This window comes from Bradyrhizobium sp. ma5 (genome assembly GCF_042258955.1).
GTDB lineage: Bacteria > Pseudomonadota > Alphaproteobacteria > Rhizobiales > Xanthobacteraceae > Bradyrhizobium.
The window spans coordinates 7,601,870-7,620,226 of the sequence record NZ_CP170156.1 but is presented as its reverse complement, the minus strand read 5'-3'; the positions used below and the strand labels follow the sequence as shown (position 1 = coordinate 7,620,226).

15 protein-coding genes are annotated in these 18,357 nt (G+C 65.5%); 12 read left to right on the top strand and 3 right to left on the bottom strand.

The features are described from left to right. Positions 1-41: 41 nt before the first annotated feature. Positions 42-2,054 carry a DNA primase gene (dnaG, locus tag ACE103_RS35865; RefSeq protein ID WP_375776865.1) on the top strand — a complete coding sequence of 671 codons (2,013 nt, stop codon included), beginning with the start codon at positions 42-44 and terminating at the stop codon, positions 2,052-2,054. A 253-nt stretch (positions 2,055-2,307) separates the two neighbouring features. Next, positions 2,308-4,440 (top strand): RNA polymerase sigma factor RpoD, encoded by a 2,133-nt coding sequence (rpoD, locus tag ACE103_RS35860; protein WP_223977169.1) that lies wholly within the window; start codon positions 2,308-2,310, stop codon positions 4,438-4,440. Between the two features lie 255 nt (positions 4,441-4,695). On the opposite strand, the gene ACE103_RS35855 is transcribed toward rpoD, so the two are convergent. Together ACE103_RS35855 and ACE103_RS35850 are read right to left on the bottom strand one after the other, a co-directional pair. Then, complete coding sequence (locus ACE103_RS35855; protein ID WP_223977171.1) at positions 4,696-4,932, bottom strand: hypothetical protein; 237 nt, start codon at positions 4,930-4,932, stop codon at positions 4,696-4,698. Between the two features lie 121 nt (positions 4,933-5,053). Beyond that, complete coding sequence (locus tag ACE103_RS35850) at positions 5,054-7,873, bottom strand: CHAT domain-containing protein (protein ID WP_375776864.1); 2,820 nt, start codon at positions 7,871-7,873, stop codon at positions 5,054-5,056. 2 nt (positions 7,874-7,875) lie between these two features. On the opposite strand from ACE103_RS35850, the gene ACE103_RS35845 reads away from it, so the two are divergent. The 6 genes from ACE103_RS35845 to ACE103_RS35820 all read left to right on the top strand — a co-directional run bounded on the left by ACE103_RS35845 (position 7,876) and on the right by ACE103_RS35820 (position 13,130). Continuing rightward, positions 7,876-8,310, top strand: a complete 435-nt coding sequence (locus ACE103_RS35845) for a hypothetical protein (RefSeq protein ID WP_375776863.1) — start codon at positions 7,876-7,878, stop codon at positions 8,308-8,310. 91 nt (positions 8,311-8,401) lie between these two features. Continuing rightward, entirely contained in the window at positions 8,402-8,812 is a 411-nt protein-coding gene (locus ACE103_RS35840; RefSeq protein WP_375776862.1) for an ester cyclase, read from the top strand. 174 nt (positions 8,813-8,986) lie between these two features. After that, a complete protein-coding gene (locus tag ACE103_RS35835; protein WP_375776861.1) occupies positions 8,987-10,285 on the top strand; it encodes a hypothetical protein in 1,299 nt (432 codons plus the stop codon). Between the two features lie 33 nt (positions 10,286-10,318). After that, positions 10,319-11,212, top strand: coding sequence for a DUF4231 domain-containing protein (locus ACE103_RS35830; protein ID WP_375776860.1), 894 nt, complete (start codon positions 10,319-10,321; stop codon positions 11,210-11,212). Positions 11,213-11,296: 84 nt separating this feature from the next. After that, positions 11,297-12,103 (top strand): lytic transglycosylase domain-containing protein, encoded by an 807-nt coding sequence (locus ACE103_RS35825; RefSeq protein WP_223977179.1) that lies wholly within the window; start codon positions 11,297-11,299, stop codon positions 12,101-12,103. Positions 12,104-12,284: 181 nt separating this feature from the next. Beyond that, on the top strand, positions 12,285-13,130 hold the full coding sequence (locus ACE103_RS35820; protein WP_375776859.1) for an FRG domain-containing protein: 846 nt from the start codon (positions 12,285-12,287) through the stop codon (positions 13,128-13,130). Positions 13,131-13,403: 273 nt separating this feature from the next. Here the strand turns inward: ACE103_RS35820 and ACE103_RS35815 are convergent, their stop codons facing one another. After that, on the bottom strand, positions 13,404-14,270 hold the full coding sequence (locus tag ACE103_RS35815) for an SDR family NAD(P)-dependent oxidoreductase (protein WP_375776858.1): 867 nt from the start codon (positions 14,268-14,270) through the stop codon (positions 13,404-13,406). A 157-nt stretch (positions 14,271-14,427) separates the two neighbouring features. On the opposite strand from ACE103_RS35815, the gene ACE103_RS35810 reads away from it, so the two are divergent. From ACE103_RS35810 to ACE103_RS35795, 4 genes are all read left to right on the top strand, one after another. Then, the gene (locus tag ACE103_RS35810) at positions 14,428-14,829 is read left to right on the top strand and encodes a response regulator (protein WP_223977186.1); all 402 of its coding nucleotides are present in this window, start codon (positions 14,428-14,430) and stop codon (positions 14,827-14,829) included. A 99-nt stretch (positions 14,830-14,928) separates the two neighbouring features. Beyond that, on the top strand, positions 14,929-15,822 hold the full coding sequence (locus ACE103_RS35805) for a dienelactone hydrolase family protein (protein ID WP_375776857.1): 894 nt from the start codon (positions 14,929-14,931) through the stop codon (positions 15,820-15,822). A 52-nt stretch (positions 15,823-15,874) separates the two neighbouring features. Then, complete coding sequence (locus tag ACE103_RS35800) at positions 15,875-16,486, top strand: LysE family translocator (RefSeq protein ID WP_375776856.1); 612 nt, start codon at positions 15,875-15,877, stop codon at positions 16,484-16,486. Positions 16,487-17,127: 641 nt separating this feature from the next. Next, on the top strand, positions 17,128-18,342 hold the full coding sequence (locus ACE103_RS35795; RefSeq protein WP_375776855.1) for a GGDEF domain-containing protein: 1,215 nt from the start codon (positions 17,128-17,130) through the stop codon (positions 18,340-18,342). Positions 18,343-18,357: the final 15 nt, after the last annotated feature.

Sequence of the window (18,357 nt, the reverse complement as noted above, 5' to 3'; positions counted from 1 at the left end):
CGGTTGTCCGCGATTCGTCGCCCGAGGCCAGAATCACCCTGATGCGTTTCACGCCCGAATTCCTCGATGAGCTGCGTGCCCGGCTTCCGGTCTCAGATGTCGTGGGCCGGCGCGTCAAGCTCAAGAAGGCCGGGCGGGAGTGGAAGGGGCTGTCGCCGTTCCAGCAGGAGAAGACCCCGTCGTTCTTCGTCAACGACCAGAAGCAGGCCTGGTTCGACTTCTCGTCCGGGCTGAATGGCAACATCTTCGACTTCCTGATGAAGACCGAGGGCGTGACGTTCCCTGAGGCGGTGGAGCGTCTCGCCGCGATGGCGGGTGTCGCGCTGCCGGCCGTGACGCCCGATGCGGCGCGCCACGAGCAGCATCGCCGCACCCTGCACGACGTGATGGAACTGGCGACGAAGTTCTTCGCCGACACGCTGGCCTCGCGGGGCGGCGCCAAGGCGCGCGGCTATCTCGCCGACCGCAGCATCTCGCCAGCGACCCAGCTCCAGTTCCGGATGGGCTATGCGCCGCCGGACCGTTTTGCGCTGAAGGAGCATCTGGGCGCGCAAGGCATCTCCACCGAGGACATGGTGGAGGCGGGGCTTCTGGTGTCCGGCGAGGACAAGCCGGTTCCGTTCGATCGCTTCCGCGACCGCGTCATGTTCCCGATCACGGATGGCCGCGGCCGCGTCATCGCGTTCGGCGGCCGGGCGCTGGAGAAGGACGTTCCGGCCAAGTACCTGAACTCGCCGGAAACCCCGCTGTTTCACAAGGGCGACAATCTCTACAATCTGTTCACCGCGCGGCAGGCCGCGCATGACGGCGCGCAGCTGATCGTCGTCGAGGGCTATGTCGACGTCATCGCGATGGTCACCTCCGGCTTTCCCGGCGCCGTCGCGCCGCTCGGCACCGCGCTGACCGAGAGCCAGCTGGCGATGCTCTGGAAGATGGTGGACGAGCCGATCCTCTGCTTCGACGGTGACCGCGCCGGCCAGAAGGCCGCCTATCGCGCCGCCGACCTTGCCTTGCCGCAGCTCAAGCCCGGCAAGAGCTTGCGTATCGCGCTGCTGCCGGAAGGGCAGGACCCCGACGACCTCGCGCGCTCCGGCGGCCGCGGCGCGATCGAGGATGTGATCGGCGCCGCGAGGCCGCTCGCCGAAATGGTCTGGTCGCGCGAGATCGAGGGCGGCAATTTCGACACCCCCGAGCGCCGCGCAGCACTCGAGGCGCGGATCGGCGAGCTCACCAATGGCATCCGCGACGAGGTGGTGCGGCGCTATTACCGGCAGGATTTGCAGGAGCGGCTGCAACGCAATTTTGCCCCGGAGGGGGGACGCGGCGGTTACGGCCGCGGCGGCTACGGCAACCGGGGCAATTTCGGAGGCGGACGCGGCGGCGAATCACCCCGCCAGTTTGCCCCTCGCGGCCCGGGCCAGGGCGGCCGGTTCGGCGCCAAGGGCGGCGCCACCTCCGGGTTTTCACGGGGCCCCTATCAGCCCGCGAGCCAGCAACTGGCCAACAGCCCGATCATGCGCGGTCAGCGCAGCGCGATCTCGAGCCGCGAGGCGCTGATCCTGCAATCGCTGATCAATCACCCCTGGCTGCTGCACGACCATCTCGAGGAGGTGGCGGCGCTGGAGCTTGCCCATCCCGAGGCCCACAAGCTGCGGGCCGCGATTATCGCCGCCTTTGCCCACGACCATCACCATTCTCCTGATGTCGAGGAGCAGGCCGAGAAGATGCGCGCCGACCTCGAAGCGGGCGGATTATCGCAGATACTTCAAAGGGTTGAGCGGGTGATCACGACCCAGGCGGTGTGGGGCGCGCAGATCGGCGCGGCACGCGAGGATGTTTTATCGACCTGGCGTCAACTCGTTGCCTTGCATCAGAAAACCCACGCCTTACTTAGGGAAAGAAAAGATGCGGAAGCCGCCTTGGCTGAAGACTCCAGCGAGGCCAATCTGGCATGGTTGCAGGATATCCAGGCCCGGATGGCAGAAGCCGATGGGACCGAAGCCCTGATTGAAGGGTTCGGCGAATTATCGGGCCGGTTCCAGCGTAACGTCTGATAATAAAAATGCTGCGGACGGCGCTGGCCGAACCCGCAAAAAGACTCGCCAAATCCATGGTTTGGCTGCAAAAACAGGGTTAAGCGAAACTTAATAGCCTCGCGGCTATTTCAAGATGGAAACCGTCGAGACGGATCAGAGGGGTGGCGAGATTTTGCGCCGCCCTTTGTGCGTCGAGAGAGTAAATCTAGATTTCGTGCGGATGCGCGTGCGTGGCGCCATTTTGCATGACCGCGTTTCGGGAGCTTAGTGAATGGCCACCAAGGCAAAGACGCTGCAGGTTAAGGACAAGGAAAAAGACGACAAGGCAGCGGATGCTCCTGAGAAGGATGCCGCTGACGCGCCGTCGCCGTTGCTCGACCTGTCGGATGCCGCGGTGAAGAAGATGATCAAGCAGGCCAAGAAGCGCGGCTTCGTGACCTTCGATCAGCTCAACGAAGTGCTGCCCTCCGACACGACCTCGCCCGAACAGATCGAAGACATCATGTCGATGCTCTCGGACATGGGCATCAACGTCACCGAGGCGGATGACAGCGAAGGCGAGGACGAGAAGGACGACGGCGACGACGAGACCGACAACGAACTCGTCGAGGTCACGCAGAAGGCCGTCACCGAGGTCAAGAAGTCGGAGCCCGGCGAGCGCACCGACGATCCCGTGCGCATGTATCTGCGCGAGATGGGCACGGTGGAATTGCTCTCCCGCGAGGGCGAAATCGCCATTGCAAAACGCATCGAGGCCGGCCGCGAGGCGATGATCGCGGGCCTCTGCGAAAGCCCGCTGACCTTCCAGGCCATCATCATCTGGCGCGACGAGCTCAACGAAGGAAAGATCTTCCTTCGCGACATCATCGATCTCGAAGCCACCTATGCGGGCCCTGAGTCGAAGGGTGGCATCAATCCGAACCTGATCGGCAACAACGGCGCCGAGGGCGCCGCCGCTGAAGGCAATGGCGGCGATGTGCAGGCCGGCGCGCCGGCCCATGTCGCGCCGCCGGCAGCGCCGCCGTCGCCGACCCCGTTCCGTGCCGCGCCCGCCGGTGGCGAAGCCGGCGTTGAGGAGAAGGATCCGGCCGAAGCCGCCGCCGAGTCCGACATGGACGACGACGAGTTCGAGAACCAGATGTCGCTCGCCGCCATCGAGGCCGAGCTGAAGCCGAAGGTGGTCGAGACCTTCGACAAGATCGCATCCGAGTACAAGAAGCTGCGCCGCCTGCAGGAGCAGGACATCGCCAACCAGCTGCAGAGCGAGTCGCTGTCGCCCTCGCAGGAGCGCAAGTACAAGAAGCTGAAGGACGAGATCATCGTCGAGGTGAAGTCGCTGCGCCTCAACCAGGCCCGCATCGATTCACTGGTCGAGCAGCTCTACGACATCAACAAGAAGCTGGTCTCGTTCGAGGGCCGCCTGCTGCGCCTCGGCGACAGCCACGGCGTCGCGCGCGAGGATTTCCTGCGCAACTACCAGGGCTCGGAGCTCGATCCGCGCTGGCTCAACCGCGTCTCCAAGCTGTCGGCCAAGGGCTGGAAGAACTTCGTCCATCACGAGAAGGACCGCATCAAGGACCTGCGCCACGAGATCCAGTCGCTGGCGGCGCTCACCGGGCTCGAGATCGGCGAATTCCGCAAGATCGTACACGGCGTGCAGAAGGGCGAGCGCGAGGCCCGTCAGGCCAAGAAGGAGATGGTGGAAGCCAACCTCCGGCTCGTGATCTCGATCGCCAAGAAGTACACCAACCGCGGCCTGCAATTCCTCGACCTGATCCAGGAAGGCAATATCGGCCTGATGAAGGCGGTCGATAAGTTCGAATATCGCCGCGGCTACAAGTTCTCGACCTACGCCACGTGGTGGATCCGGCAGGCGATCACCCGCTCGATCGCCGACCAGGCCCGCACCATTCGCATCCCTGTGCACATGATCGAGACGATCAACAAGATCGTCCGCACCTCGCGCCAGATGCTGAACGAGATCGGCCGCGAGCCGACCCCGGAAGAGCTCGCCGAGAAGCTCGGCATGCCCTTGGAGAAGGTTCGCAAGGTCCTCAAGATCGCCAAGGAGCCGCTGTCGCTCGAAACCCCGGTCGGTGACGAGGAGGATTCGCATCTCGGCGATTTCATCGAGGACAAGAACGCGATCCTGCCGATCGACGCCGCGATCCAGTCGAACCTGCGCGAAACCACCACGCGCGTGCTGGCCTCGCTCACCCCGCGCGAGGAGCGCGTGCTGCGCATGCGCTTCGGCATCGGCATGAACACCGACCACACGCTGGAAGAAGTCGGCCAGCAGTTCTCGGTGACGAGAGAGCGCATCCGCCAGATCGAAGCCAAGGCGCTGCGCAAGCTGAAGCACCCGTCACGGTCGCGAAAGCTGCGGAGCTTCCTGGACAACTAATTCGGGTCGTCATGCCCGGGCTTGACCCGGGCATCCATCGAGACAAAAACGGCGGGCAGAGGCCCGCCGTTTATTGTTTGCCCGGTCATCAACATCCTCGTCATTCCGGGGCGGCGCGCAGCGCCGAGCCCGGAATCCATCGGGCCGCAGATTTCGTGGTGAAATGGATTCCGGGCTCCCGCTTCGCGCGCCCCGGAATGACGAAAGAGGAACCCAGCACTGCAGAGTTGGTCGGCCTGACGGAGACCCGCGCCGCTACTTCTTCTTCGTCCCAACCCGCTCGATGGTCTTGATCTCGAGCGGCGGGCGGCCGCCCTTTTCGGCGATCTCGCGATCCTGCTCGCGCAGGAAGGCGCGCACCGGCTCGTCGCCGTCCAGCCCGCCCAAGAGCTCCGATGGCACGCGGCGGTTGGAACGCTGCGAGCCGTCTTCATAGAAGACGTTGAAGAAGGCGAATTCGCCTTTGGGATTGGTCCCGGGTTTTTTCGGCATGGGCGGCTTGTCTCCGATCAGGCCGCTGCTGTCAAAGCAAATTACCTGCCGCGCGTGCCGATCTGCCCTGCACGATTCGGCGGCATAGGGCCCTTGCGCCGTTCATATGACGCCTGCGCCTTCACCCCTCGAACAGCACGAACGCCGCCCACACGCTCGCGTCCTTGGCGCCGGCGACCTTGCCGTCGCGTGCATCGCGCCGGGTCTGGCGCAGCGCATCCGAATAGGTCAGGCCCTCAGCCAGGTGCTCGTAGAAGCGCACGGTGAAGTTCGCAGTGCCCTCGTCGGCGACCGGCCACAACGTCAGCAGCGCGCGGCGGGCGCCGGCGATGCCGAGCGCGGTCGGCAGGCCGCGCAGGCCGCTGACGAAGCTCTCGTCGCCGCGGCCGGTTTCGCAGGCCGAGAGCACCAGCAGATCAAGGCCGGACAGGTCCCAGTCCATCACCTCGAAGGCATAGAGATAGCCGTCCTTTTCGTCACGCAGTGGCCACCGGCTGTCGCCGGCGCCCGACAGCACGATGCCGCTCTGCCAGAGCGTATCGAGGCCGGACGCCGTGCTGTCGTGATAGAAGCCGTGGGTCGCCAGATGCGCGATGCGGGCCTTGCCGATCGCCTCGCGCAGCGCGCTTTCGCTGACGCCGCGTCCGGTCAGCACCTCGACCGGCGCGCCGCGCGCGCGGGCGCGTCTTGCGATCGTCTCGATCTCGGTCTTCGTGCCGGGCAGGGGCATCGGCCCCGGCTGGCCGTATTCGATGCCGCCGGCGAGCAGCATCGCGCCCGTCCGGTCGAGCTTTTCGCGCGCATGGATCGCGATCAGCCCGTCGGGGCTGGTCAGCATCCGGATCGTGAACTTGTCCTCCAGCAGCCCGCCATCGGCGCCGGGCAGCAGCGCGAACGGCACGGCAAACAGGAAGCCGTCCGGCACCACATAGAGCGTGGCCTTGTCCTTCAGCAAAGGCTCCAGCGGCGCGAACAGCCGGGCGCGGAGGTTCTGGAAGCGGCCTTTGGTGCCGAGCCCCCTGGTGTCGGGTGCTTCGGCGTCGGGATCCGGCGCGGCGGCCTGCATCGTGCGCAGCCGCGCGATCTCGGTCCGCACGCCGGTGTCGACCATGCGGCCGGGATCGCCGAGATCGACCACGCGGGGTTCGCTCGTTGCGGTCTCGACGATGGCGTAGAGCACGGTCGCGGACAGCGGCTCCTTCGACTGCCGATCCGCCTTCCATTGCCGCGTGATGAAGTAGTTGATGACGGCTTCGTCAGGCGCGAGCAGCTGCGCGGGACGGATCGGATCCTGCGGCAGCTTCATGCCGATCGCGTCGAGCCGCTTGGAGAGCGCCTTCTCGGCCGCGTCCTGCCGCTGCCACACGGACCTCGCCCAGTCGTCGATATTGCCCGACGAGAACAGCTCCTGCTTCTCGCCGTTGAGCCGCAACGCCGCACGCAGCAGCGCCGCGGTCTCCTCGTCCTTGCCCGCCATCTGCGTCTCGAGCTGGCGCAGCGCGGTGGCATCGCCGCCGCCGAGCGTCTTCCAGCGCAGCACCGCGGCGGCAAAGGCCGGCTGCGCCACCGACGATCCGGCGCCGGTGGCGAAGCGGCCGAACGCGAACAGCAGATGGTCGGCATGGGCGCGGATCGCCTCGGCGACGGCGCGATCGCCCGATGTGCCGACCTCGCGCTTCATCCAGTCGAACATCTCGCGGTCGAGCGCGGTGAACGCGCGCGCGGCGCGGTTCGGATCGGTTGCGATCACGGCTGTCGCGATGCCGAGCTTGATCTCGAAGCTGAGCGGATGCTGCGCGGTGAAAGCGCGGGTCGAAATCGCAAGCGCGGTCTCGCGCAGCCGCATGCCCGCATCTCGCTCGCCGCGCTGCTCGCGCTTGCCGGCCGCCAGCCCTGCTGCGCTGATGCGCAGGAAGTCCCCGAAATTCGCCTCGTTGGCGACGATCGCCTCCAGCCGCTCCAGGTCGGCTTGCGACATCGCGGCATCGCCTGTGGCGAGCATGTCGGTATAGAACAGCCAGGCATCGGCCTGCCCGGCGAAGCTCGGATCCTTCGGCGCGAGCACGGTCGCGATCGCGCGATGCCGGCGGAAATAGCGGCGGGCATCGTCGAAGCGGCCGAGATTGAGAAAATCCTGTCCGGCGTTGTTGACCGTCACCAGCGTGTTGAGATGGTTCTCGCCATAATGCCTGGCGCGCTTCTCGATCGCGAACAGATCGAGCTCGAGCGCCTTCGCCGGCGCGCCGATTTCGCGCAGCATGTCGGCATAATTGTTGGCGAGCTTCCAGGTGGTGCGATGGTCGGGCCCCAGCGCTTTCTCGGACAGCTCAAAATTGTGCCGGCCCAAATTCGTCGCCGACGCCGCCGAGCCGTTGGCCGACAGCGCGACCGCGAGCTTGTCGTTGGCGATCAGCGATTCCTCGGAGCCCTCGCCCCAATAGGCGTTGAAGGCCGCGATCGCCTTTATGTAGAGCGGGACTGCTTCCGCGATCCTGGCGTGGTCGGATATGAGGATCGCGTACATCAGGAGCACGTCGGCATTGCCGGGCGGCGATTGCGCCGCCGCGTTGCCCTTGAACGCGCGGACGAACAGTTTTTCGGCCAGGTCGTCGCGCTTGACCGCGCGCAGCGCGGCGGTCGCCTCGAAATACTGCTCCATGACGAATTGCGCGTCGTCGAGCTTGTCAGCCGCATCCAGTGCTCCAAGCAGCTGTGCATAGCCGGCGTCGATCTTGCCGCCGCGCGTCAGCGCGATGGCGTTCTTCATCTGCGCGCCGATCGCCTGTGTGCCGCCGGCGCCTTGCGCCGGCGTGCGCTTGGCCGGGGCGTTCTGCGCTGCGGCGGTATCGATCGGTCCGATCTGAACAGCGCCGAACATGAGGATGATACTGAACGATGCGGCTATGCTGCGCGCGCGTGCGAGACCCCCGGTGATCGTCATCGATGGCGTATCCTTATCGTATCGTCCGTCATCGAAACGCGTTCCCCGCAAATGACGGCTTCGTCGCAACAGGCAGACGACGCTTTAGCGGCGCGCCTTTGCACGAACAAGACACGGCGGCCGGTTGCGCGTGGCGCGGAGCCGGTCAGCCGAATTCGTGCTTCTTGGTCGCCGCCGATGCCTGTGGCGTTCATACGTCGCGCCCCGAATTGCTCCTGCGCCATGCGCCGCCGGATGCCGTGCGCCGCCGCTTGCATGCCACCGGCATGGTCGAGCCATCGGATGATGTTACCGCCGGCATGCCCGCTGGTTGTGCCGTGCGCATCGAGCGGGCTGCGGGAGCGGCAGCCCTCACGCAGGTAAGCACACTTTCCGGGCGACCGCCTTTCGCTTCGGAATGGAAACGCGCGCGGGTCGAAAGCGGCGGTTTTTTCTGACCATCGTCACTTGCACCTTCCCGTCCGATTCGCGTATGAGGCGCATCCTTCCTTTTCTGCAACTTCTCCTTTGATCGAAGGCGCCCCGCCGATGTCCAACGCCACCCTCGACGCCAACAAGGCGCTGGTGCTCGCGCATTACGACGCCGTGACCAATCGGCTCGATCCCGATGCGATCCGCGCGCAGCTGGCGTCTGACTTCTTCGATCATGCCGTCGGCAAGCGGATGAGCGCCGAGGAGGTGATCGCGCATGCAGCGGCCATGCACGAGACCTTTGCCGATTTGTCGGCGGTGGCGGAATGCCTGGTGGCCGAGCGCGACATCGTCGCCGGCCGCTTCGTCTGGCGCGGCCGGCACCGCAGCCCGTGGCGCGGTATCGCCCCCACTGGCCGCCACGTCGAATTTCGCGGCATGACGTTCTGGCGGATTCACGATGGCAAGATCTCCGAGCGCTGGGCCGAGATCGATTTCGTCGATCTGGAACGGCAGCTCAAGGACTGAGCTTCCACCGCGCTCCCTTTGTGCTGTTCCGATACACGGCGGCCGTTTCGACCGGCACGGGCCGTCGATCGGCGTCTTCGCGCGCCGGGATTTCGTGCCCCGGTCGCCTTGACCAAAGGTTGTTGTTGGATGAGAATAATCCTTTGAATTGCTCGACGATATTTGGAAACGAGCATGGATATCGATTATTCCAAGATCTGTTTTGTGATCATGCCATTCGGATCGAAGCCGGTCGGCGGCAAGACCGTCGATTTCGACGCGCTCTATTCCGGCATATTCCTGCCCGCGATCTCCAGCGTTGATCTGCCGGAGGGCGGCAAGCTCAAGGCGCACCGCACCGATCAGGATTTCTTCACCGGCGACATCAAGTTCGAGATGTTTCAGTATCTCGAATATTCGCGTTTCGCGCTCGCCGACATCAGCGGCCTCAACTTCAATGTCGCCTATGAGCTCGGCGTGCGGCATTGTGCCCGCGAGGCGGGTACGGCGATCTTCCGGCAGGAGAAGACCGCGCCGCCGTTCGACATCAGCTCGATCAAGTTGTTTCCGTACGAATATGAGCCGGCGGGCGAGGCGGAAAAGGCGCGCGCCCTCATCGCCGGGGTGCTGACGGAATCCCTGATCCGCAACCGGCCGGACAGTCCGGTTCGCCTCGCGCTCAATGCGCAGCGCGAGTCCGGCCAGATCGACGACCTGCTGGCGCAGGCCGAGAATGCGATCCGCAACCTGGATTTCCCCGGTGCGATGGACATCTATCGGCAGGCGGTTGCCGCCGATCCAAATAATCCGTTGCCGAAGATGAAGCTCGGCCTGCTGTGCAAGAGGAACGATATCTGGGGCCAGGCGCTGCAGCAGTTTACCGACGCGACGGTGGTTGCTGCCCTTTACAGCGAGGCGTGGCGCGAACGAGGAATCGCGGAGAACAAGTCCGCGCAGCTCGCCGGGCAACCGCTCGACGCCAGGCCTGCGCCGGGCGAGCTCTCGGTACGCAAGGCGATCGAGCTCAATCAACTAGGGTTCGATGCCTGGGGCGCGCTTGGCGGCATTCTCAGGCGCGCGAAGCGATTTGAAGAGTCGCTCGACGCCTACAAGCAGTCGATGAAGCTCTCCGGCAACCATCCGTACCCGCTGCTCAACGCCCTGGTGCTGCGTCCGCAGGTCAAGGGGCAACTCGCGCTCACGCCGGCCGACAAGCTCGCGCTCGGCCGCGCGTTGTTCGTTCGCGAGGGACAGGCGAAGCCGGACCCGCCGTTCGATAGCCCCTGGTGCTTCTTCGATGCTGCCCTGATCAAGCTGTTCCAGGGCGACGGCGCCGCCTTCAAGGCCACCGCGCTGACCGGCTTCAACTATCCCGACACGGTCGATTGGCAGCGCAAGACCTTCGTCGACAGCCTGCATTTGCTCCTGCCGGCGGCCAAGGAACTGCCCGGATTGCAGGACGGGCTCGCCGCGCTGGAGCCGATGCTGTCCTGAAATGATTTTGCGCGCTGCCCGAGGATATTTGCGATGGCCATTTTGGAAACGATTGCAAACCGCCAGGCGCAGTGGTCGGAGACCGCAAACCAGCTGAAATCGACCATCGACCGGGCGCGCTGGTCGGTGTTCGCCCTGTCGTCGCTCGGTGCGGTGCTGGCCGCGGTGGCGAGCCAGCTGCCGGACAACACGACGGCGCCGCGCACCACGGTTGCGATCGCAGGCGCCGTGAGCCTCGCCTTCGCGACCTTCTTCACCCAGCGTCTGCTCGGCGCCGATCGCATCTCGTCCTGGGTGCGCACGCGCGCGATCTCGGAGCGCCTCAAGCGGGAGGCCTATCGCTTTGCCGCGAGCGCTGCCCCCTATGACGACGCGGCCAAAGCGGACGCCTTGCTCGACGACGAGGGTCGAAAGATCGAGGCCGATGGCGAGGACCTGCTGCCGCAGCTGGTCCAGGCCAAGGGGCAGGGGTCGCTGCCCCGCCAGGGCCTGCAACAGCGGCAGTACGTCACGCAGCGCGTGCAGGGCCATATCGGCTGGTTCACCAAGCGGGCGGCCCGTTATCAGGCCATTGCATCGCGCCTGCGGCGCATCGAGCTGGTGCTGGCCGCGACCGCGACCCTGCTCACCGCGATTGCCGGAGTGAAAGGCAAGCTGATGATCGGCGACCTGCCGTTCGACGTGGTCGCCTTCACGGCCGTGCTGACCACGCTCGGCGGTGCCGTGCTCGCCCATGTCGAAGCCTCGCGCTACGACTTCCTGGTCACCACCTATCGTGCCACGGCGCGGCGGCTCGAGGATTGCACCAATCGGCCGCGCCCGTCATGGTCGGACTTCGTCAACGAATGCGAGAACATCCTGGCGACCGAGAACATGTCCTGGATCGCCAAGTTCACCGGCAAGCCCGAGGCGCCGTCGAGCCCGTGAGAGGTCAGGTGGCGGCGGCGACGCTTTGACTGCCTCGTTTGCTCCGTGGCATGATCGGCCATTCGAAGCGGAAGGGATTGTTGCATGCTCAGGTGTCGTTTGGCGGTTGTGTTCGGCGCCTTGCTGCTTGCCACCCCCTCCTATGCCGCCCGCTGCGGCGGCAGTTTCCCGGCCTTCGTCCAGTCGTTCTCGCAGGAGGCAGCCAGCGCCGGCATCCAGCAGGATGTGATCTCGCAGGCGCTCGGCGGCGTGCAGCAGGATGGCGGGGTGCTCGCCTTCGACCGGCGGCAGCGCTACACCTTCAACAAGACCTTTGAGCAGTATGTCGCAACCCGCGTCGGCTCCGGGCGCATCAATGGCGGCCGCGCCATGTTGCAGCGTCACGCCGCGCTGCTCTCGAAGATCGAGCAGCAGTACGGCGTGCCGCGCCAGATCCTGGTCGCGATCTGGGGACTGGAGACGGATTTCGGCAAGGGCGACATGGGCAAGCTGCCGGTGTTCCGGGTGCTCGCCACGCTGGCGCATGACTGCCGCCGCACCGACTTATTCCAGGGCGAGCTGCTCGCCGCGCTCAAGATCCTGCAACGCGGCGACCTCCGTCTGAATGACATGATCGGCGCCTATGCCGGCGAGATCGGGCAGACTCAGTTCCTGCCGTCGTCCTACATCAAGTATGGCGTCGATTTCGACGGTGACGGTCATGTCGATTTGCGCCACTCGGTGCCCGACGTACTGGCCTCGACCGCGAATCTGTTGCACTCGAACGGCTTCAAGATGGGCGCGCCCTACGGCGAAGGCAGCGCCAATTTCGAGGCGATGCGCGAGTGGAACAGGGCGGTGATCTATCGCAAGACCATCGGGTATTTTGCCGATCAGCTTGTGGGGCGGTGACCAGCAAGGCGCGCGGCCGCCATCTCCACCACTGTCATTCCGGGGCGCGCCTCTTGGCGCGAGCCCGGAATCCATCGGGCCGCACAACGTGTTGAGAAATGGATTCCGGGCTCTCGCTACGCGAGCCCCTCAGATGCGCAATTGCGCATCGAGAATGACGGGTTGAGAGTGCGGAGCCCCCATGGAAACGATCGGCAGCCAAAAAATCTGGTCGTTCTTCGACCGCCGCGGATGCCAGGTCGCGAAGAACTCGGCGGTGCGGGAGGGGCCGGGGCATCGCGTCGGCTCCTATCTCGAACTCGCGACCAAGATCGCCGAACTGCAATTCCTCAACCGCGACCATGTGCTGCTGTTTCGCGGCCAGGGCGCCGACTTCAGGAACGTCAAGCGCAACTCGTCGCTGAAGCCGACGCTGTTCCGCGCCGGCCGCGGCAATCCGGACCGCGAGACACTAGCGTCGCGGTTCGCGGCGCTGGCCCGCGCCGAGCAGATCCTGATTGCGGACTACGCGAAAGCCAAGCTGCTCGGGTTGGAGCGGCTGAAGCGGCATCGCATCCTGCGCTGGTCGATCCTGCAGCATTACGAGGTCTGCACCACGCCGTTGCTCGACGTCACCCATTCGATCCGGATCGCGGCGTCGTTCGCATCGCTGGCGGAGACCGGCACCGCCTTTCTGTATGTGCTCGGCGTGCCGAACCTCAGCGGCGCGATCACCGCGAGCGCCGAGGCCGGCCTGCAGATCGTGCGACTGTCCAGCGTCTGCCCGCCGGCGGCGGTGCGGCCGCACATCCAGGAGGGCTATCTGCTCGGCGAATACCCTGAAATGTCCGGCACCGAGCAGAAGGAAAACTATTTCCCGTACGAGATGGATTTCGGCCGGCGGCTGGTCGCAAAATTCGCGTTCGCGCCGGCGTCGTTCTGGAAGAACGACAATTTTCCGCAGGTGACGAAGAGCGCGCTCTATCCGTCCGAGCGAAGCGATCCGCTGTTTCGGCTGGCGCTCGGGGTGAAGAAGCAGCTGGGGTGATCAGGCTTTGCCGGGCGCTTCGTGGGGCGGATTAGCTGCAGGCGCAATCGCGCCCCCGGTACTGAAGCATGGATTGCTTCGCTTTGCTCGCAATGACGAAGTTGTAATGGCCGTGTCACCCGTCACCCTGGGAGGCCGCGCAGCGGCCGTCTCGAAGGGGCGACGGCCACCGGTCGGGCCGTGCATCCTTCGAGGCTCGCTCCACTCGCACCTCAGGATGACGGGTCTGATGACGTTCGCAGGGACGGCGCCTCACCTGGCAACGTCACCCATTCAACCGGCCCTCGCCACCTCGCGCGCCAGCCGCCGCGCTGCGGTCTTCTCCATCATCCGTTGCAACACTTTCCAATACGTCCCCGGGCGGAAGCGTTGCAGCAGGTCCATGAAGCGGGCGTCCTTGCCGATCAGGATGCGCGGCTGGTTCTTCTCGATGCCAGCGATGATGCGCTGTGCGGCTGCGGTCGGCGTGGTCCTGGCTAGCGCGTCGAAACGCTCGATCGATTCGGCGCGGCGGGCATTGTCGGTGATGCCGGTGCCAGAGCGCGAGTTGCGCGCGATGTTGGTGGCGACGCCGCCGGGATGCACGACGGAGAGCCTGACCGGGCTGTTCGCCACCGCAAGCTCGTGACGCAGGCTTTCCGAGAAGCCGCGCACCGCGAACTTGGCTGCGCAATAGGCGCTCTGGCCAGGCGGGGCGAGGATGCCGAAGATCGAGGAGATGTTGACGATATGCGCCTCGCGCTGCCGCGACAGCAGCGGCAGGAAAGCGCGGGTGCCGTGCACCACGCCCCAGAAGTTGATATTGAACAGCCACTCCATCTGGGCCTGCTCGATCTCGCCGAACTCGCCGAGCAGCGCCACGCCGGCATTGTTGACGACGATGTTGAGCCCGGGATGGGTGGCGCCGGCGGCCTCGGCAAATGCCGCGATCTGGCCGGGCTCGCTGACATCGAGGCGATGCGTGGTGACCTTGCGCGGGCTTGCCTTGGCGATCTCGGCGGCGGTGGCCTGCAGGCCGGCCTCGTCGCGGTCGGCGATTGCTAGATCGCAGCCGCGCAGCGCCAGTTCATGCGCGAGCGCGCGGCCGATGCCGCTGGCGGCTCCGGTCACGGCGGCGGCAGATCCAGAGATCGCGGTCATACGGGTCAGCTCCATCTCAACGAAGGGTGGCGGGGGCCGTGAGGAACACGGCGGGCTTCCCCACTTTTCTCAGATTGGAACCGAACTATCCAGCGCCGAGGTGTTTGACCCTCGTCACACTCTGAAACCGAGGCATTCAATCCAAGGGAGGTCAGCCATGGGACAATCGAGACCCTGTCGTGCGAAGGCCCTGGTTGTCGAGGACGACCCCATGCAGCGCCAGATGATCGAATTGCTGCTGGAGGAGAGCGACTTCGAGGTCATCTCCTGCGAGAGCGCGGAGGCCGCAGAACTGGTGCTGCGGAGCAATGGCGACACTGTCGTGCTTATGCTGACCGATGTCGAGTTGGCCGGGAGCATGACCGGGATCGAGCTCGCCTTTGCCGCCAAGAAATACAACCCCGATCTCGATGTGATCGTGACCTCGGGCAAGCCGCTGCGCCAGCGCCTGCCCGACGGCGCCCTGTTCTGGTCCAAGCCCTGGGCGCCGCTGGACGTCATCCGGGTCGCCGAGATGAAGGCGTCGGAGCTATCGGGCGGCGGGTCGCGCAGATCCTGACAGAACAAGGGTCCTCGTAACGGAGTTGTCAGCGCGGCCGAAGGGTGGGCGGCCGGTGGCTGCTTCCGCCCTGGGGGAGGGACGTGATATTGCCGGCTTATGCCCCGCCCGTGGTCGGCCATCGGACTGGTCTGGTTCACGCTCGCGACCGCAATGGCTGCTGCGGCCGCGGCGCCTGCCGCGGCGGAGACCTTGGTCAATTTCCCCTCGCTCGACGGTACGACCGACCTGATCGGTCATCTCGACCGTCGCGAGGGTGACGCGCCGCGGCCCGCGGTGGTGCTGATGCACGGCTGCTCCGGTCTCAACGACAACAAGGGCCGCATCTTCGGGCTCTATCGTGCCTGGGCGCGGGCGTTGGCGGTGCAGGGCTATGTCACACTGATCGTCGACAGCGCGACGCCGCGCGGGCTCGGTCAGACCTGCTCGAGCGGTCCCGACCGCCCCCGGATGTGGCGCGAGCGGCCGAAGGATGCCTACGGCGCGCTGCAATATTTGCAGGCGCAGCCCTTCGTGAAGCCCGATCGGATTGCGCTGATGGGCTGGTCGCAAGGCGGCGGCGTGGCGCTGCTGTCCATCAATGACAAGAGCATCGGGCGGCCCGCCGCACTGGCGCAGGATTTCGCCGTCGCGGTGTCGCTCTATCCCGGCGCCTGCTCCGAAATCTACCAGTCGAGGCCGTTCACCAATGTGGAGCCGAACAGCTGGACCACCAGGGTGCCGCTCCTGGTGCTGATCGGCGAGGCCGACGTCTGGACGCCGTTCAAGCCTTGCGACGCCTTCATCGCGGCGGCCAAGGCGCGCGGCAATCCGGTCGAGCTGAAGAGCTATCCCGGCGCCGTGCACGCCTTCGACGCGCCCAACCTGCCGCGCACCGAGCTGCCGCAATATCCAATGCACGACGGCGCCATTCCCGTGATCGGCACCGATCCCGAGGCGCGCAAGGATGCTTTTCCGCGCGTGCTGGACTATCTGAAGCAGTATCTGGAATGACGTGCCCCCAATGACCTGCCTCCCATGACGTGCTCCCCCTTAAGGATTTGAAATGACCTGGTCCTTCCTGCTGACCACCCTGATCGTGGTCGCCTCGCCCGGCACCGGCGTGCTCTACACCCTGGCGGTGGCGCTGACCCGCGGCTCGCGCGCGAGCGTGGCGGCGGCGTTCGGCTGCACGCTCGGGATCGTGCCGCAGATGATCGCGGCGATGCTCGGCCTTGCGGCCATCCTGCACACCAGCGCCATGGCGTTCGCGGCGCTGAAATGGGGCGGCGTGGTCTATCTGCTCTATATGGCCTGGCAGGCGCTGCGCGAGCGCGGCGCGCTCGCCGTCGACACCGAGATCAAGCCGCGCTCGAGCGGGCGGGTGATCGTGACCGCGATCCTGATCAACATCCTCAACCCGAAGCTGTCGATCTTCTTCCTGGCGTTCCTGCCGCAGTTCATCGCCGTCGACGAACCCCATCCGCTGGCGCGGATGGTCGAGCTGAGCGGCGTGTTCATGGCGATGACCTTTGCGGTGTTTGCGATCTACGGACTGTTCGCGGCCTCGGTGCGTGACCGCGTCATCACCCGGCCGAAGGTGATGGCCTGGCTGCGGCGCAGCTTTGCCGCGGGCTTTGCCCTGCTCGGCGCCAAGCTCGCCTTCGCAGAGCGCTGAGCTCGTATTCGCTCGCGGCGTGCAGCAGGCAATAAAAAAGCAGGCCTTGCGCCTGCTGCCTTGGGTCCCTGCCTTGGGTGGTGGTCCGGATCGGGTGCCCGGGCAGGGCAGGAGCCGCTACCCGGGCGAGAAAATTGGTTACTTCTTGGCGGCCTTCTTCTTGGTGGCCTTTTTCGCCTTCGCCTTCTTCGCCTTCTTCGCTTTCTTAGCCATAGTATCCTCTCAGGGTTTAATGGATTGAACGCGACTCCGAGGCATGCTTGGCGGAGGGCCAGCCTCGCAACATCCTCAGTATCAAACTCAGCAGATTCGGAGGCTGCTGCCGCGTGCTGTCACCGCGCTGTCATCGTGTTATCCACAGCTGTTACGTGTTTTCGCCAGTTTTTCGCCAGTGTGCGCGTGTCACGCATCGCGGCGGCGTCGCAACCGTCATGCTTAACGACGCGCAAACGGCCGGTTCGGGAATCTTCATCAATTCAAAACCACGGCTCGAATTGGCGCGAGGCGGGTGAGAGTCCGTTAAGCGGCGCGGCCGCATCCTGTCCCTAAGGCAACGGGGATTGCCATTGGGAGAAAACGCCTCAAGGGGCGGACGGTCATTTCAGAAGAGGCGAGGCCGATACGGGCCTCGAACAGGGGCGATGTTGAGCGTTCCGACGCTTTGGACGGTATTCGTTATCAATTTTCTCGCGCTCGGCCTGATCTGGGCCTATGTCGCGCGCAGCTATCCGGCTTTCGGCGCGGCGCGGTTCTGGACCGCGTCCGCCTTCGTCGCGTCCGCCGGCGCCGCCTGCGCGATGCTCCGCGTGATGATGACGGACTCGCTGCTGCCGCTGCTCGCGGCGGGGACGCTGATGGTGTTCGCCGCTGGCCTCGCCGCGATGGGCATCGAGCGCTTCTACGGCAAGCCGGTCGGCTGGCGCAGCACCGCGCTGTCCACCGCACTCGCTTTCGTCGGCCTTGGCGTCTTCATCTTTGCCTACAACAGCATGCCGATGCGCATCCTGGTCTACACCATCGCCCAGGTCACGCCGCTTGCGCTGACGCTGAAGCTGTTGCTTTCGCCCGAGAACGGCCGCGTCAGCCCCGGCGCGCGGCTTGCCGGAATAGTGGCCTTGGTGCTGATCGGCATTTACGCGCTGCGCCTCGTCGGCGCCGTGCTGGAGCCGGGCGAGTTCACCTTCGTTCGCTTCAATGCGAGCCAGTCGCTGGTGATCCTGCTGATGGTATTCCTGTCGATGGCGCTCAATTTCGGCTTCCTGCTGATGGCGATCGACCGGCTGCGCAACGAGGTCGCCGACCTCGCGCTGCTCGACGATCTCACCGGCGTCGGCAACCGCCGCCATCTCTTGCAGCGGCTGACCGAGGAATGCGCGCGCTCCGACCGCAACGGCGAAGCCTTCGCGCTGCTGGTGATCGATCTCGACGGCTTCAAGGGCATCAACGACACCCATGGCCACGCCGCCGGCGACGCCTGCCTGCAGCACTTCACGTTGATGGCCCAGACAAGGCTCCGCCCGGGCGACATGCTGGCCCGCACCGGCGGCGACGAGTTCTGCATCGTGCTGCCGTCCTCGACGCTGCGCGAGGGCGCGATGATTGCCCGCCGCGTGCTGGAGGTCTGCCGCGCCGATGCCGAGCAGTGCACCGGCAACGACATTCCGATCGCGGTCTCGATCGGCATCGCGCAATGGACCCGCGAGATCGGCCTGCATCCCGACCGGCTGGTCGCCGCCGCCGACCACGCGCTCTACGATGCCAAGAAGGGCGGCAAGAACGGCTATGCGACCTATGAGCCGAAGCTGCCGCCCGAGATGGTCCAGCTGGTGAAGGCGAGCCTGCGCCAGCGCGCCTGAGCATGCTACGAGGGG